15 protein-coding genes are annotated in these 16,189 nt (G+C 70.7%); 9 read left to right on the top strand and 6 right to left on the bottom strand.

Annotated elements, in window-relative coordinates:
- Positions 1-2 precede the first annotated feature (2 nt).
- From KME79_RS21655 to KME79_RS21625, 7 genes are read left to right on the top strand one after another with little or no spacing between them, the layout of a single operon-like run.
- Entirely contained in the window at positions 3-1,118 is a 1,116-nt protein-coding gene (locus KME79_RS21655) for an ABC transporter substrate-binding protein (protein WP_219545993.1), read from the top strand.
- Complete coding sequence (locus KME79_RS45075; RefSeq protein WP_219545992.1) at positions 1,115-1,993, top strand: ABC transporter permease; 879 nt, start codon at positions 1,115-1,117, stop codon at positions 1,991-1,993. Before KME79_RS21655 ends, KME79_RS45075 begins: the two co-directional genes overlap by 4 nt.
- Positions 1,990-2,955, top strand: a complete 966-nt coding sequence (locus tag KME79_RS21645) for an ABC transporter permease (protein WP_219545991.1) — start codon at positions 1,990-1,992, stop codon at positions 2,953-2,955. Before KME79_RS45075 ends, KME79_RS21645 begins: the two co-directional genes overlap by 4 nt.
- Positions 2,952-5,198 carry a propanediol/glycerol family dehydratase large subunit gene (locus KME79_RS21640; protein ID WP_219545990.1) on the top strand — a complete coding sequence of 749 codons (2,247 nt, stop codon included), beginning with the start codon at positions 2,952-2,954 and terminating at the stop codon, positions 5,196-5,198. The genes KME79_RS21645 and KME79_RS21640 overlap by 4 nt, the downstream gene beginning before the upstream one ends.
- On the top strand, positions 5,186-5,554 hold the full coding sequence (locus tag KME79_RS21635; protein ID WP_219545989.1) for a diol dehydratase small subunit: 369 nt from the start codon (positions 5,186-5,188) through the stop codon (positions 5,552-5,554). The genes KME79_RS21640 and KME79_RS21635 overlap by 13 nt, the downstream gene beginning before the upstream one ends.
- The gene (locus tag KME79_RS21630; RefSeq protein ID WP_219545988.1) at positions 5,551-7,269 is read left to right on the top strand and encodes a diol dehydratase reactivase ATPase-like domain-containing protein; all 1,719 of its coding nucleotides are present in this window, start codon (positions 5,551-5,553) and stop codon (positions 7,267-7,269) included. Before KME79_RS21635 ends, KME79_RS21630 begins: the two co-directional genes overlap by 4 nt.
- Positions 7,266-8,021, top strand: a complete 756-nt coding sequence (locus tag KME79_RS21625) for an SDR family NAD(P)-dependent oxidoreductase (RefSeq protein ID WP_219545987.1) — start codon at positions 7,266-7,268, stop codon at positions 8,019-8,021. The genes KME79_RS21630 and KME79_RS21625 overlap by 4 nt, the downstream gene beginning before the upstream one ends.
- A 3-nt stretch (positions 8,022-8,024) precedes the next feature.
- Here the strand turns inward: KME79_RS21625 and KME79_RS21620 are convergent, their stop codons facing one another.
- The 4 genes from KME79_RS21620 to KME79_RS21605 form a co-directional block, all read right to left on the bottom strand.
- Positions 8,025-9,200 carry a PucR family transcriptional regulator gene (locus KME79_RS21620; RefSeq protein ID WP_219545986.1) on the bottom strand — a complete coding sequence of 392 codons (1,176 nt, stop codon included), beginning with the start codon at positions 9,198-9,200 and terminating at the stop codon, positions 8,025-8,027.
- Positions 9,201-9,323: 123 nt separating this feature from the next.
- Positions 9,324-9,935, bottom strand: a complete 612-nt coding sequence (locus KME79_RS21615) for a TetR/AcrR family transcriptional regulator (protein ID WP_219545985.1) — start codon at positions 9,933-9,935, stop codon at positions 9,324-9,326.
- A complete protein-coding gene (locus KME79_RS21610) occupies positions 9,932-11,218 on the bottom strand; it encodes a cytochrome P450 (RefSeq protein WP_246640196.1) in 1,287 nt (428 codons plus the stop codon). The genes KME79_RS21615 and KME79_RS21610 overlap by 4 nt, the downstream gene beginning before the upstream one ends.
- Before the next feature lie 47 nt (positions 11,219-11,265).
- Positions 11,266-12,162: an LLM class flavin-dependent oxidoreductase gene (locus KME79_RS21605; RefSeq protein ID WP_219545984.1), complete on the bottom strand. Its 897-nt coding sequence runs from the start codon at positions 12,160-12,162 to the stop codon at positions 11,266-11,268.
- Between the two features lie 51 nt (positions 12,163-12,213).
- Between KME79_RS21605 and KME79_RS21600 the strand changes: the two genes are divergently transcribed.
- On the top strand, positions 12,214-12,639 hold the full coding sequence (locus tag KME79_RS21600; RefSeq protein ID WP_219545983.1) for a hypothetical protein: 426 nt from the start codon (positions 12,214-12,216) through the stop codon (positions 12,637-12,639).
- On the opposite strand, the gene KME79_RS21595 is transcribed toward KME79_RS21600, so the two are convergent.
- Positions 12,596-13,165 carry a hypothetical protein gene (locus KME79_RS21595; RefSeq protein ID WP_219545982.1) on the bottom strand — a complete coding sequence of 190 codons (570 nt, stop codon included), beginning with the start codon at positions 13,163-13,165 and terminating at the stop codon, positions 12,596-12,598. The two genes, KME79_RS21600 and KME79_RS21595, sit on opposite strands and share 44 nt — an antisense overlap.
- A gap of 49 nt (positions 13,166-13,214) precedes the next feature.
- The gene (locus KME79_RS21590) at positions 13,215-13,457 is read right to left on the bottom strand and encodes a hypothetical protein (protein WP_246640195.1); all 243 of its coding nucleotides are present in this window, start codon (positions 13,455-13,457) and stop codon (positions 13,215-13,217) included.
- A gap of 142 nt (positions 13,458-13,599) precedes the next feature.
- On the opposite strand from KME79_RS21590, the gene KME79_RS21585 reads away from it, so the two are divergent.
- Positions 13,600-16,101 carry a polysaccharide lyase family 8 super-sandwich domain-containing protein gene (locus KME79_RS21585; protein WP_219545981.1) on the top strand — a complete coding sequence of 834 codons (2,502 nt, stop codon included), beginning with the start codon at positions 13,600-13,602 and terminating at the stop codon, positions 16,099-16,101.
- The last annotated feature ends 88 nt before the right edge of the window (positions 16,102-16,189 follow it).

Raw genomic sequence — 16,189 nt, 5'->3', positions numbered from 1 at the left:
CCATGCCATCCCCCAACGCGATCTCCCGCCGCAGTCTCATGCGACTCCTCGGTTACGGCAGCCTGGCCGCGGGGGCCGGCGCCTCGCTGTCGGCCTGCGCGCCGCCGACCACGGCCTCGAACACCGGGACCGCCGCCAAGAGCGGCGAGCTCGGCTCGACGCTGAACCTCGCGACGTGGCCGAACTACGACGACCCCGCCGTGCTCCAGCGGTTCACCGACGAGACGGGCGTCCGCGTCAACGTGCAGGTGTTCGGCTCGACGGAGGAGATGGAGGCGCTGCTCCGCGCCGGCAACTCCGGCATCGACGTGGCCGTTCCCAGCCAGTACGCGATCCCCGGCTGGATCCAGAGCGGGCTGCTCCAGCCCCTCGACTACGACAAGATCGAGGTCGACGTCTCCGGGTGGAACAAGGCGGTCGTCGACCAGGAGTTCGACCCGGGCAACAAGTTCACGCTCCCCAAGCACTGGGGCACCACCGGGATGATCTTCTCTGAGGAGCTGGGCTCCGAGCTGTCGAGCTGGGCCGAGTTCTTCAAGCTGGCTCCGACCCTCGACCGCAGGGCCCTGATCGTCGACCACCAGATCTCCTCGATCGGGTCGGCCGCGGTCAGCCTGGGCCTGGACTTCAACGTCGGCGACGAGAAGGGGCTCGGCGAGGTCGAGAAGTTCCTCAAGAGCATCAAGTCGAAGCTCTTCGCCATCAGCAGCGACACCCAGCCGGGCCTGCGCAACGGGGACACCTGGATGTCGATCGCCTGGACGGGCGACGGGGTGCAGGTGGTCCGCGACAATCCCGCGTTCAAGTACGTGATCGGCAAGGACGGCGGTGAGATCTGGAGCGACAACTGGTCGGTGCCGAAGGACGCCCCGCACGCCGAAGCGGCCTGGGCGTTCCTCAAGTTCATCCACCAGCCCCAGAACGCCGCCGACAACATCAACTTCTCGCTGTATCCGCATGCCGACCCGGCGGTGACCGCGATGGTCGACGCCGCCGTCCGGGACAACCCGGTCATCTACCCGGCCGAGGAGACCATCGCGCCGCTCTCCTTCGCCACCGCCGAGACGTACAACAGCCCGCTGCGCGCCGAAACCTGGGCGAGGATCAAGTCGTCGTGAGCCGTAAGACCATGACGTCCACAGCTCGACGGGGCCGGAGCTCGGCCGTCGCGGCCGGTCCCGCCGTGCTGTGGTTCCTGCTGTTCATGATCGCCCCTCTCGTGGTGCTGTTCGTCGTGTCCGTCGGGGTGCGGGGGCCGGGCGGCGGCTACCTGCCGGGGTTCACGCTGGCCAACTACGGCGAGCTGGAGACCCGGCTGGTCCCGATCCTGAACACCGTGCGGTTCAGCCTGATCGGGACCGCGGTGACGCTGGTGGTGGCCTATCCGCTGGCCTACTACCTCGCGATGAAGGCCGGCCGCATGAGGATGGTGCTGCTCGCGCTGATCATCGTCCCGTTCTGGACCAGCATGCTGATCCGGACCTACGCCTGGATCTTCCTGCTCGGCAACAACGGCATCCCCGAGGTGCTGTCGACGCTGGGCTTGGCCGACGACCTGCGCCTGCTGAACACGCCGTTCGCGATCGTGATCGGCATCGTCTACAACTACCTGCCGCTGATGCTGCTGCCGATCTACGTCTCCCTTGAGCGGATCGACCCCTCGCTGCGGGCGGCGTCGAAGGATCTCGGCGCGGATCGGCTGGCGACCTTCCGGCAGGTGACGCTTCCGCTGTCGGCTCCGGGGGTGCTCAGCGGCTGTCTGCTCGTGTTCATCCCCGTGATGGGGGAGTACCTGATCCCCGTCCTGCTGGGCGGAGGACGCTCGTACTTCCTCGGCAACGCTCTCGCCGACCTGTTCCTGCAGTCGCGTAACTGGCCGCTGGGTGCCGCCCTCGCCGGGTCGTTCATCCTCCTCATGAGCTTCGTCGTGGTGGGCTACTCCAGGCTCACCCGGAGGCTGGCCGGACCGCTTCCCACCGAGGGGGTGCTGTGAAGACCGCCAGGTTCGATCGCCTGCTCTCCGGCTACGCGCTGCTGGTGTATCTGTTCCTGTTCGTGCCGATCGCCGTGGTCGTCGTCTTCAGCTTCAACTCCGGACGGCACGTGACCCAGCTCGAAGGGCTGTCGCTGACCTGGTACGAGCAGGCGTGGACCGATCCCTTCATCCTGGAGGCGCTGCGCAACAGCCTGCAGATCTCCACCGCCTCGGCGGTGATCGCAACGCTGTTCGGCACGGCGGCGGCGATCGGGGTGACCGGGCTGAGGCCGAGGGCGCAACGCACCATCGAGATGATGACGTACGTCGCGGTGGTGATCCCCGCGATCGTGCTGGGGCTGTCGCTGCTGCTGGCCTTCGTCACCTTCGCCGACTGGCTCAACCCGTGGCTGGCGTACCTGTGGCCCGGGGACACGCCGCCCGAGCTGGGGCTCGGCAAGATCAGCGTGATCGCGGGCGAGTCGGTGTTCGGCATCGCGGTGGTGATGATCGTGCTCAAGGCGCGGATCGCGCAGATGGACGCGAGCCTGCGCAACGCCAGCGCGGACCTCTACGCGCCGCCGCTGCGGACGCTCTTCCAGGTCACGCTGCCGCAACTGGGGTCGGCGATCTTCGGCGGGTTCATCCTCGCCTTCACGTTCGCGTTCGACGACTTCATCATCGCGTTCTTCACCCGGGGGCAGTCCCAGACGCTTCCCATCCTGCTGTTCTCCTCGATCCGGCGTGGCGTCAGCCCGGCCATCAACGCCATCGCCAGCGTGCTGATCCTGGTGACTCTCCTCGCGCTGCTGCTCGCGCTGTTCGTACTGACCAGGCGCGGCCGGAGCACGGCGGGCGCGATACCCGAGGAGTCCGCGCAGGAGCCGCCCGCGCGAGGCGGCGGGTCGCCCGCGTCGGGCACCCCGTCCGGCGGTCAGGCGCGGGTCGCCGATCCTCAACCCGAGAGAGTGCGGCGATGACGGCTCCAGAGCAGCGTTCGGGGCGGTTCCGGATGATGGACGCCCAGCGGGTGAACCTCGACGGCTTCTCCACCGAGAATCCGGACCTCGGCCTGATGTCGTTCAGCTCACCGCACGACCCCGAGCCCGGCATCCGCGTCCGGGACGGTGTCGTGGTGGAGATGGACGGCCGTACGGTCGAGGAGTTCGACAGCATCGACCACTTCATCGCCCGGCACGGCCTGGACCTGGCCGTCGCGCCCGAGGTGATGGCGATGGACGAACGGGAGCTGGCCAGGCTCCTCGTCGACAGCGCGACGCCGCGTGACGAGGTCGTCAGGCTGACCTCCGGCATGACACCGGCCAAGATCGCACGTGTTCTGGCCGGGCTGAAGCCGGTCGAGATGCAGATGGCGATCATGAAAATGCGGGTGCGTCGTACTCCCGCGAACCAGGCGCACGTGACCAACCGCATGGACGACCCGCTGCTGATCGCGGCGGACGCGGCCACCGCCGTGGCGTTCGGGTTCCGCGAGCTGGAGACCACCGTGCCGGTGCTCCATGATGCCCCCGCCGTCGCGATGGCTCTGCTGATCGGTTCCCAGGTGCCCGCCGCCGGCGCGCTCACCCAGTGCGCGGTCGAGGAAGGTCTCGAACTGAAGCTCGGCATGCGCGGGCTCGTGTCCTACGCCGAGACGGTCAGCCTGTACGGGACGGAACGGGTGTTCGTGGACGGCGACGACACCCCCTGGTCCAAGGCGTTCCTGGTGTCCGGGTACGCCTCCCGTGGGATCAAGATGCGGGTCTCCAGCGGGGCCGGGTCCGAGGTCCTGATGGGATATGCCGAAGGAAAGTCCATGGGATACCTGGAGGCTCGTTGCGTGGCCTTGGCCCGCGCGATGGGCGCCCAGGGAGTGCAGAACGGCGGTATCGACGGGGCGAGCGTGGCGGCGTCCGTGCCCGGCGGGGTGCGTGAGCTGCTCAGCGAGAACCTCATGGTGATGATGCGCAACCTGGAATCCTGCTCCGGCAACGACACCCTGATGTCGGAGTCCGACATGCGCAGGACGGCCCGCACCCTGCCGCTCTTCCTCGCCGGGTCGGACTTCATCTTCTCCGGTTTCGGTTCCGTCCCGCGTTACGACAACATGTTCGGCCCGTCCAACTTCAACGCCAACGATCTGGACGACTACCTGGTCCTGCAGCGTGACTGGGGTGTCGACGGTGGGCTGCGCAGCGCCGACGAACAGACCGTCCTGGAACTGCGACGTAAGGCTGCCGAGGCGACCCGGGCGGTCTACCGGTATCTCGGGCTGGCCGACTTCAGCGACGAGCACCTCGAGTCCGTCGTCACCGCCGAGGGATCCAAGGACCTGGCCGAACCGGATTCGCTGGCTGTCCTGCACGCCTCCCGAGTGATCCAGGAGTCTGGCCTCACCGGTCTCGACGTCGTACGCGCGCTGGACGAATGCGGATACCCCGAAGAGGCCGAAAGGGTGCTGGGCATGCTGCGCGCCCGCGTGCAGGGAGATTACCTCCAGACCGCCGCCATCTTCGACGAGCAGATGAACGTCCTGTCCGGCGTCACCGACCCCAACGACTACAGCGGCCCCGGGACAGGCTACGAGATGCCCGCCGAGCGGAGGCGGGAGATCGATACCGTACGGCAGCAGAGATCCGTGATCGACCTGGTCAGTGAGCAGGATCGGCACGCGCTGCCGGGCGTCCTGACCGACGCGGGCCCGGCGTCGCCCGGCGACGACCCTCGCGAGGTGGTGATCGGGCTGTCACCGGCTCTCGCCGTCAGCCTGCACCAGACCCTGTCCGGGCTGACCGTCTACGAAGTGCTGAAAGAACTCGCGGCAGGGCTTGAGGAAGAGGGTTGCGAAGCCCGACTGGTGCGGGTCCAGGCCACGATCGACGTCGGATTCATCGGGCTTGCCGCGGCACGGCTCGCGGGCTCGGGCATCGGCATTGGTCTGCAGGCCAAGGGGACGGCGCTGATCCACCGCCGTGACCTCGCGCCGCTGATGAACCTCGAACTCTTCAGCGTGGCCCCGCTCGTGACCCGGGAGATGTATCGCGCCATGGGGATCAACGCCGGACGCCACGCCAAGGGCAGCACCCCCGACCCTGTCCGGAACGCCTACACCGATGAAGCCATCACCGCCAGATACCACACCCGGGTCGTCTCGATGGTGGCGGTTGAGCGTGCCCACAGCCGCCCGGATCTGCCCCCCCAGGAGGTCAGATGGAACCGTTGACGCCGCGTGCCGTGTCAGGTCGGCCGATCGACGAACTGACGCTGGAACGAGCCCGCTCCGGCGAGCTGACCCTCGATGACATCCGCATTCATCCGGACACCCTGCTCCACCAGGCGGCGCAGGCCGACCGCTTCGGCAACAGTCAGCTGGCCGAAAGTCTGCGGCGCGGCGCGGAGATGGCGATGCTTGGTGACGAGGAGCTGATGCGCCTCTACGAGGCCCTGCGCCCGGGCCGTTCCACCGCCGCGGAGCTGCGCGAGATAGCGGACGGCCTGGCCGCGCAGGGGATGCCGAGGTGCGCAGAGCTGGTGAGCGAGGCCGCGGACGTCTACGCGCGCTGCGGCCTCGCGCCATGACCGTGGTCGCGGGCGTCGACATCGGCAATTCGACTACGGAGATCGTGCTCGCGCGGGCGGCACGTGGCGGCGTCGAGGTCCTGGCGTCCGCCCGCGGCATGACCCGGGGAACCAAGGGAAGCGCGGAGTCGCTCACCGCCGCGGCACGGCTGGTCCTGCGAACGGCGGCGAGTTGCTCGGTGCGCGTGGACTCCGCGTGCCTGGCCCCCGCGCATCCGGTGCGCACGGCGTGCCGGGCCGGCGGGCGGGCGCCGGCGGGCACCGGCCCACTGCGCCTGCTCACCCGCGCCGCGACGACGGCCGCCGGTGACGCCGTCGCCGCCGGCCGGCCGGTCACCCTGGACGCGCTGCGCGTCCGCCGTCACGGCTCGCCGGCGGACGCCGACCGGCTGGACGCGCTGGTTGTCGTCGTGCCCGCCGGTGTCGCGTACGACCACGCGGCGGGTCAGATCAACGAAGCCCGCAGGGCAGGCGCCGACATCGTCGCGGTCCTGGTGGAACGCGACGAGGCGGTCCTGATCGCGAACCGGCTGGGCGACCGGCTCCCGGTGGTCGATGGGGTGCCGCCGGGGGAGTTGGGCGCCTCGGAGCTGGTCGCGGTCGAGGCGCGCCCCCACGGGCGGCCCCTGCGACGCCTCGCGGACCCGTACTGGGTGGCTGACACCTTCGGTATTCCTGCCGCTAGCCCGTACGTCCGGGCGCTCACCCACGAACTGGCCGACTCCTCGTACGCGGTCGTCGCGCTGCTGGCCGATGACGACGGTCGGCGCGGGGAGACACCATCGACCGAGACGGGGGACTGGCTTCGATGGAGTGATGGGACCATCGCCGACCTGACGGGCACGGTCGACCGACTCAGGCGGTCGCCGCCCGGCCGCGTCTCGGCCGTCCGCTGGGCGGGTCCGCGATGGGACAGCGTTGATGACGTCTACGCCGTCCACCTCGACGCGATCGCCCGGCAGGCCCGGTCCCGGCGGGGCACGGTCGGCGTCGACCAAGTGATCACAGCGGTGCTCGACTCGGGGCCCCTGCCCGTCGCCGACCCGGCGCGGGTGCTGGCGGAGGCGCTGGACGCGCCGGTGTCGCTCGCCGGATCCGAAGCGGCGGCGGGACGCGCGGGAGCCCTCACGACCCCGGGCTGTCCGGGTGACGCGGTCATCGCCGACCTGGGCGGCGGCACGATCGACGTCTCCGCCGGCGACCGGCGCCTCGTGCTGGCCGGAGCGGGGGAGATGCTCACCACCGTGACGGCCAAGGCGCTGGCCATCCCGATGGGGCTGGCCGACCACGCCAAGCGGGTGCCCGCGTTGCACGCCGACTCGCCGCACGTCGTGATCGACGAGAAGGGCGGCCGGGCCTTCCTGGACGCACCGCTGTCCGGCGGCGCGGTCGGCGCGCTGTGCGTCGAGGGTCCGGTGGGGCTGCTTCCCTTCAACCGGTCGCTCGGTCTGGGTGAGTGGCGCGCCTGGCGGATGGCGGCCAAGGCGGAGACCATCGGCCGGAACGTGGTGCGTGCGCTGGATGCGTTCGGCGTCGCCGAAGCCCTCCCGCTTCTGGTGGTCGGCGGAGCGGCCGGCGACGACGAGGTGCTCGCCTCGATCGCCGAGTGCCTGCCCCCGGGTTCGACGGTGGGACGCGGCAACGTGGCGGGATCACTTGGGCACCGCTACGCGGTAGCCTACGGATTGGCCCAACGGGGACTGGAGTGCGCATGAGGATCGTCGCCGAGCTGCCTTCCCGCATCCTGGTCACCGGATGCGCCACGGGAATCGGCGCTTCCGGGGCGCGCATGCTGGCTGAGGCCGGCTGCCGGCTGGCCCTGCTGGACAACCAGGAGACCCGCCTGCTGAAGCTCGCCCGCGAGCTGGACGCCATCGCGATCCCGGTGGACGTCGCCGACCAGGAGCAGCTCGCCCGCGCCGTCGACGCCGCCACCGAGGGGCTCGGCGGGCTGGACGCCGCTTGGTCCAACGCCGGTGTCCAGCGGGGCGGCGACGTCGAGGAGGCCACGGTCGCCGACTTCGACTACAGCTACATGGTCAACGTCCGCGCCCACTTCGTCATCGCGAAGTCGGTCATCCCCCACCTGCGGAGCAACGGCGGCGGCGTCTTCCTGATCACCGCGTCGAACTCCGGCCTGCAGCCGGAGACCGCGCTGGTCCCGTACGCGGTGTCCAAGGGAGCCACCATCGCGCTCGCCCGCCAGCTCGCGCACGACCACGCGGTCGACGGGGTCCGGGTCAACGCACTGTGCCCCGGGTATGTCGACACCCCGTTCAACGCCGCGATCTGGCACCCGTTCGGTGGCCGCGAGGGGTTCCTGGAGCGGGTCGCCGAGTACGTCCCGCTCGGCCGGATGGCCAACGCCGACGAGGTGGCCAGGCTCGCGTGCTGGCTGCTGTCGGACGCGGCCGGGTTCATGACGGGCGCGAACGTCGTCGTCGACGGCGGGGAGCTCATCGGCTGACGCTCACTCCTCGGCGATGCCCTCCACGAGCCGATACCTGTACAGGCGCACGCTCGCGTGCAGGAAGAAACGGTCGGCCGGCTCCTTCAGGGAGAACCCGGTCAGCTCCTCGATCTTGGTGAGCCGGTACATCAGCGAATGCCGGTTGAGGAACAGGCGCCGCGCGGCGGCGCTGGTGTTGCAGGACTCGTCGAGGAACACCTGCAGCGTCTCCACCAGGTTGCGCCGGTTCTGCCGGTCGTACTCCACGAGCGGTCCCACGGCGTCGACGACCACCGAGTTGATGAGCGGATTCTGCGCCATCGCGCCCAGGACGAACAGTGACTCCAGGGGCTGGCTCGCCACCCAGCTGTCACCGTCGCGCATGATTTCCCGGCCGACCTTCATCGACTGCGCGAGTTCCGGCGCCTCGTGCGAGGCTTCGTGACCGTCGCGATCGGCGACCACCCAGTGCGTGGAGGTGTCCGACACCGACTGGCGAGCCCTCTCCAGCAGGCGCCGCAACGTCATGACCCCGCGCCCGTCCTCGAGGACGAGCAGCGCGACCCCGGGCCGCTGGCAGAGCCGCAACTGGAGCTGCTCGCGGGCCGCGGTGCTCTGGAGCTCGGCGACCAGCCTGGCCAGGCTCTCGTGCGCGTCCGCCCCGGCCCCCGGCCGCCCGAGGGCGACCTCGACATCCGCCGACTCCGCGCGCAGCGCCATCGCCCGCGAGATCTCTTCGGACACGTTCAGCTTCAGGGGCGTCCGCCGGACACCGGCGTGCCGCAACGCGCAGGAGGACTCGTCGGCGTAACACCCCATCGCCATGAGGCGGGTCACGATCGTCCGCGAGACGTCCGCGAAGGGGACCTCCCACGGCAGCGACAGCACGGGGAACTCCCGTGCCCGCGCCACCGGTATCACCGGCGCCAGAATCGCCTGCTGATCCAGGCCCTCGGGCAGGCTCACGATCAGCGCGGCCGCGTCGGACCTGACCACGTTCTCCAGGAACTCGCGCGCGGCCTGCTCGGACGGCGCGACCCCGGTGCTGAGCACGAGGTCTCCGGGCCGGACGAACTCGTCGGAAGGCCAGTGCATGACCTGGATCCATCGGACGCTGCGGTAGGCCAGAGCCGACCGGCCCGTGAGCACCTCGGCGACGTTGAGCGGCGGCAGACTGATCGCGTCGAGTACCGACAATGAGCCAGTCCAGTTAGGTCCCAACTTACGCACACGCGACCTCCTGGGGTTGTCCCGACGCCGCAGACACTTCGCAGATGGGGACTAAGCGGCATGGTAGTGGACACCCACGCAGTTGACCCCCTACCGTCCGGCCCGGTCCAGCCCCGCGGCGAGTTCGGCGATCACCAGGTCGACCTGCCGCCCCAGCACCTCGGCGGACGGTTCCCGCCCCGCCTCCAGCCACTGGTTCACCACGATCCGCAGCGCCGCGTGCACCGCCGCCGCGCACACCGTCGGGTAGACGGAGTCCTCAGGGACATCGACACGATCGGCGATCGCTGAAGCCAGCGCCTTCTCCTGGGCGGCGAGCATGGCGAGCTGCTGCGGTACGAGCGACGGCGTCCGGTGGATCAGCCTGACCACCGCCAGGTAGTCGCGGTTGGCGGCGTCACTCTCGTTCAGGATCACCAGCACCGCCTCACGGAAAGCCCGCAGAACGGATTCCGTACGGGGCCGCGCCCGGAACTCGGCGATGAGCGCCTCCGCGGCCGAGGACACGGTGGCCACCACCGCCTCCTCCTTGCTGGAGAAGTAGTTGAAGAAGGTGCGCAGCGCGATGTCGGCCTCGTCGGCGATCCGCTCGACGGTGACGTTCTCGACCCCGTCCCGGATCGCCAGCCGCAGCGCGGCCTCCTTCAGGGCGGCGCGAGTGGCCTGCTTCTTCCGCTCACGCCGTCCCGGAAGCGCCGTCATGACCAGGTAACCGGCAGGGAGTGGACGCCGAAGATCAACATCTCGTTCCGTACCGGGATCTTCTCGGCCGGCACGGCCAAGCGCAGGCCCGGCAGGCGGGTGATCAGCTCGCGCAGGCCGATCTGCATCTCGACGCGGGCGAGCTGCTGGCCGAGGCACTGGTGGACGCCGTGACCGAAGGCGAGGTGCGGGGTGCGGGGGCGCCGCACGTCGAGCCGGTCGGGGTCCGGCCAGTGCTGGGCGTCACGGTTGACCTCAGGGGTGGCGATCACGACCGTGGCGCCGGCCGGGATGTCGACGCCGCCCAGCGTGACGGGCTCGGTCGTGACCCGGTTGACGCCGAGCTGGATGATCGACAGGTGGCGGAGCAGCTCCTCGACCGCGTTGTCGATCAGGGAGGGGTCGGCGCGCAGCGCGGCGAGCTGGTCGGGGTTCTCCAGCAGCGCGAACGTGCTCAGGCTCAGCTGGTTGGCGGTCGTCTCGTGGCCCGCGCCGAGCAGGACGAGCGCGACGTCGACGAGCTGGGCGTCGGTGAGCGGCGGGTCGGCGTCGTGGACGAGCCCGGACAGCAGGTCGTCGGCAGGGTTGTCGCGCTTGTGGGCGACCAGGCGCTGCATGAACCCGTACAGCTCGGCCCCGGACAGCGCCCGCCGCTCGGGGTCGGCGCTGCTGTCGAGCGCCACGGAGGTGTGCTCCTGGAACTCGGCCCGGTCGGCGTAGTCGACGCCGAGCAGCTCGCAGATGACCAGCGACGGCAGCGGCAGCGCGAACGCCGGCACCAGGTCGGCCTCGTCGCCGGCCGCCTTCATCGCCTCGATGTGCTCGACGGCGATCTCGGTGACCCGCGACTCCAGCGCCTTCATCCGCCGCACGGTGAACTGGCCGGTCAGCAGCCGCCGCAGCCGGGTGTGCTCGGGCGGGTCCATGAAGACGAAGAACCCGTCCTCGCGGGTCGCGGGCGGCTCGGGGGTGGTGGTCGCGTCCACCTCGTGCGGCTGCATCGAGGTGGCGTCGCGGTGGCGCATCTTGTCGGCGCTGAACCGCGGATCGGACAGTACGGTGCGTGCCTCCTCGAAGCCGGTCACCAGCCACGCCTGCGCGCCGTTGCGCAGCGGCAGCGGCTGCACCGCCCCCTGGCCGCGCCGCTCCCGCAGACCGGGCGGCGGGTCGAACGGGCACCGCCCGCGCTCCAGCATGTCCGGGGGGATGATCTGGCGCATCGCCGTGGGGCTGGAGCTCGGCGACTCTTCGGGCGTCGCGGTCTGCGCGGTGTCGGCGCTCATGTACGCATCCTGTCTAGAGGGGACAGGTCAAACATACACAACGCGCATCAATGCGTGTCATGCAAGATTTTGCGAACCTCCGCCAGCAGCTCGACCTGCGTCCGCCAGTCCCCGCCCGCTATCCCGATCACCGCGTGCCGCGCCCCCGCCTCGCGGTACGCGGCCAGCTTCTCGGCGGCCTCCTCCGGACGGCCGGTCAGCGGGATGTCGATCACCTCCTCCACGGGACGCCCGTAGGCGCCGCCGATGCCTGACGCGATCTCCTCACGGGAAGGGACCCCCGTGCCCAGGGCGCAGGTCCCCCCGATCGCGACGACCGGCGCGGGCCTGCCGTGCTCCGCGGCCAGCTCGCCGAGCCGCGCCGCGCCCTCGGCCAGCTGAGCGGGGGAGATCAGGGACGGGAACCAGCCGTCCCCCAGCCGCGCGGCCCGCCGGATCGCCGTCATGGACGCGTTCCCGACCCAGACCGGGGGCATCGGCACGGACGGCGCCAGCTCGACGGCCGCGCCCTCGACCTCGGTCCGCTCGCCGGCCAGCAGGCGCGGGAGGAGCCGCAGCGCGCTGTCGGTACGGGGCCCGCGCTCGGCATAGGGCACCCCGGCGGCGGCCCACTGCCCGGGACCGCCACCCGAACCGACCCCGAGCACCAGCCGGCCGCCCGACACGTACTGGAGCGTCGCGACCTGCTTGGCGGCCCAGGCGAGGGGGCGGATCGCCGGGATGAGGACGCTCGTGCCGATCCTGACCCGGGCCGTGGCCGCGGCGGCGGTGGCCAGGGCGATCGGGGCGTCCAGGGTGGGGCCGCCGACGGCGAGGTGGTCACCGTGCCACACGCCGTCCAGCCCGGCGTCCTCGGCGTGCCGCGCCGCCTCCCGCAGGTCGATGCCGTCCCCGCGCTGCACGCCGACCCCGGGCAGGATGACGCCGATCTCGAAGCTGTTCATCCTCGTACGGTGCAACCTGAAGTTCGGTTGACGTCAAGTATCGTCGCCCTTGTGGCGCGTTTCCTCTGCTTCGCCTGCCGTCGCCCGATCACCCTGCCGGTCCGCAGGATCCCCCTGCCGCCGGCGCACTACACCGCCATCGCCGGCGCGACCGTGCCCACCGACCGCATCCAGCCCCCGCGGATGCCGCGCGGCACGTACGCGGCCAACCACCGGCCCGAGGAGTTCTCCGGGGAACCGCCCGGCCTGGTGATCCACCCGGACGACGCGGTCGGCATGCTCCTGCACCCGGACCGGTCCCGGGTCGGCGGCTGCTGCGGGATCAGCGAGATCGACGGCCCCAACCTCGTCTGCGCGGGCTGCGGCACGGACCTCGCCACCCACCAGGCCGACTGCTACGGGCAGAACCAGATCACCCTGGTGGCGGACGCCGTCATCCTGTCGCACGTGGACGACCGGAATCCCGCGGGCCCGTGAGCCGCACCCGGCCCGCGTGATCCCCCGCCTCCTCCAGGGCCTGCGACGAGCTCGGCCCCGGTTCGCCTTCCCAGCCACAGGCACAGACCGGAACGTACCCCTCGCCGCTCCGCTCCTCCGCCCAGCCGAGGTGCTCCACGCCCGCCTCGCGCAGCAGCCGGACGGCCCTCGCCACCAGGACGACGCCCCCGCCCGCCACCAGCCCTCCGACCATCCCGAGGGAGAGGGCATCCTCGGCGTGCAGCACCTCGGGCGACCCGCGCGTCAGATGCACCAGGGCCGTGGCGAGCGCCGCCACACCGCCGAAGGCCACGAACGCCAGACCCCACACCATGCGGACGGTCGGCGGAACGAGCTCCAGGACCGTGGGGACGATGACGATGACGGCCGTGATCACCACGCTCGCGAGGACGCGGGGCGTGAACACCTGATGCCACAGCGGCCGGGTGACGAGCATGACCGCGATGCCGGTCACGAGCAGGCCGCCCAGGGCGAGGGCGAGCAGGGGACGCCTGTCCAGGATCATCGCTCCTCCTCGTCCCGATCCTCATCGGTTCCCGCCACGGTGTCCACCTTCAAACCTGGGCGGGCGATCTGTAGAGGTCCTCGAAGTCGTCCGGACCGGACGGCGTGTCGTCGCGGGCGAACTCGCGGCGGTAGGCGGGGGTGCCGCCCACGATGGCGTTGAGTTGGACCGCGGTGACGGGATCGGCCGCCCCCCAGAACTCCGCGGCGAGCCGGTGATCGAGGGGCGGGACGACGAGTTCCAGGGCGGCCCTGCCCCGCAGCGGTGCGCTGCCGCTCAGCAGCCGTCCCATGAACGACATGGCCGAGCCGCACAGCAGCAGTCGTGTGCGGCTCCCGTCGCGTTCGGCCCGCAGGGGGGCGTGAGATGACTATGGATTCCAGCGCGGTGAATGTGGATCATGTGAGGAGCCCCCGACAGCCCGGAGTCAAGCCGTGCCGCACCTGTCTCGCCGCCAGGCCCTCTCCCTCCTTCCCGCCGCCGGCCTCCTCGCCGTAGCCTCTCCCGTGCGCGCCGCCGCCTCCGGCGCCGACCACGCCCGGCTGCTCGCCAACACCGTGGCCATGCTCGCCGGCACCCCCGACAGCAACACCCGGCCCGAGGTCGCCGCCAAGCTCGCCGCCATCCTCAGGACCGCCAGGCAGCGCCTCACCGCCATGGACCGGGCAGGCGACGGCGAGCTGTTCGCCGGACTCACGCTCGGCGCCGACGACGCCGCACTCCGCCAGGCCTTCCAGTTCCTGTACGAGATCGCGCTCGCCACCCGCACCCCGGGCGGCGAGCTGGACGGCGACGCCACCGTCCAGCGGCGCGTCGTCGAAGGACTCCAATGGCTGCACGAGCGCCACTTCGGCGACCAGGCGGCGGGCTACTACGGCAACTGGCACAACTGGGAGATCGGCATCCCCACCCACGTCAGCCGGACCCTGGTCCTGCTCGCCGACCTCTTACGTGACGAACGCCCCGCCCTGACGCCCACGTACCTCGCCACGATGGACGCCTACCTCCGCAACGGCAAGGACGGCGACGTCGACCTCGACTCCCGCTTCCACACCGGCGCCAACCTCGCCGACATCACCGCCAACCGCATCCTCCAGGGCGCCCTCACCGCCGACGACGCCCGCGTCGCCAAGGCCATCGCCGACCAGGCCACCGTCTTCGCCACCATCGACCCGTACGATCTCCAGCACGGCGTCACCGATGGCTACTACCAGGATGGCTCCTTCATCCAGCACCACTCGGTCGCCTACACCGGCTCGTACGGGCGCATCCTGCTGACCCGCGTCGTCCAGACCCTCAAGACGCTCGAAGGCGCGACCACCGGGTCAGGGCTGGGGGAGGTGGTCCACAGGTGGATCACCGACGGCTTCGCCCCGCTCATCTTCGAGGGCTGGATGATGGAGATCGTCAAGGGGCGCGCGGTGTCCCGTACCAACACCGGGTACGCGGACGTCGGGATCATCGTGGAGGCCATCGCCGACCTGGCGGACCACGTCGGCGGGGACAGCGCGCTGGCGTTGAAGAAGTACGTCAAGCACCTGCCTCCCGCCGACACGGGCTCGTTCGTCTCTCCGGTCAGCATCGCCCGTTACTCGGCCATCCGCTCTGACGACACCATCCCGGCGGCCGACCTGAACCCGCCTTCGCGGTCCGTGGCCTTCAACGCCATGGACCGGGCCGTGCACCGGCGGCCCGGGTACGCGTTCGCGCTGGCGCGGAGTTCGGAGCGGATCAGCAAGTACGAGTACATGAACGGGGAGAACCTCATGCCCTGGTTCCAGGGGGATGGGGCTTACTACCTCTATCTGGCGGGCGAGGACCAGCGGGAGGTGTTCGGGGTCGACTACTTCACGGCCGTCTCCCCGTACCGGCTGGCCGGGGTCACCGCGCCGGTGGAGGAGCGGCGGACAGTGCCCGAGTTGTACGGGCGGTTCTGGTACGAGAACCCGGGGCATCCGCTGAACTTCACCTCGTCGTCGGAGTCGCAGAACACGTACGTGTACTTCCCGCGTGGCGAGAACGCGTTCTCCGGCGGGGTGACGTCCGGGGTGTACGGGGCGGCCGGTTTCGTGCAGTCCGATGACGTGGCCTATACGGCGAAGCAGGAGGGGGTTCTGCCCGAGGATTTCGTGGCTTATCGGAATGCCCGGGCCACCAAGTCGTGGTTCATGCTCGACGACGAGATCGTGGTGCTGGCGGCGGGGGTCGCCGGGCAGGGCGGGCGTGCCGCGGTGACGACCGTGGACAGCCGCATCGCCGCTCCCGGTGACGCGGTCGCCGTCACCGGCGAACGCTGGCAGGGGGGAGCCTGGCGGGCGGGTGACACCACGCCGCCCCGCTGGCTGCGCTACGCCAACGACACCCGCGGCACCGCCGTCGGCTACGCCTTCCTCACCAGGCAGCCCGTCACCGCCGGGCTGGAGACGGTGACCCGCAGCCGCAGAGTCGTCCGTACGAGCAACCCCGACACCAGCGTCACCAAGAACGTCTTCACCGCGTCGGTCACGCATCCCGCGGGCGGTCACGTTCCCGAGCTTGCCTACGCTCTGGTGCCCGGCGCGACCGAGGCGGGGCTGCGCGGGTACGCGCGTGGGACGGTGCGCGTGCTGGCCAACGACCGGCACATCCAGGCGATCCAGCACAAAGGGCTCGGCATCGTGGCGGCCAACGTCTTCTCGGACGGGCCGCGTCTCACCGGGCGGATGCTGGTCGACGGGCCCGCTTCGGTGATCGTGCGGTCGGGCGAGCGTACGGTGGTCGCGCTGTCGGATCCGACGATGCGGCGGGACCGGGTCAGCGTCGTGCTGCACGGGCCGCGTCTCCGGGTCGACTCGGCGGACGAGGGGGTGAAGGTGCGGCGGGTGCCGGGCGGGATGCTGATCCAGGCGACGACCCGCCACGCCCACGGCCGCAGTTTCACGGCGACGTTGCGCTGACGATCTGTCGGTCCTCTCGCTCACACTTGCCTTCGGGACCACTCATCGAGGAGGAACCGTGACTCCTCCGCTCCCTGAAGGGAGCGGC

This window comes from Nonomuraea harbinensis (genome assembly GCF_019396385.1).
Classification (GTDB): Bacteria; Actinomycetota; Actinomycetes; order Streptosporangiales; family Streptosporangiaceae; genus Nonomuraea; species Nonomuraea ferruginea.
The sequence above is the reverse complement of the archived record's forward strand: the minus strand, read 5'-3'. Positions and strand labels throughout refer to the sequence as shown.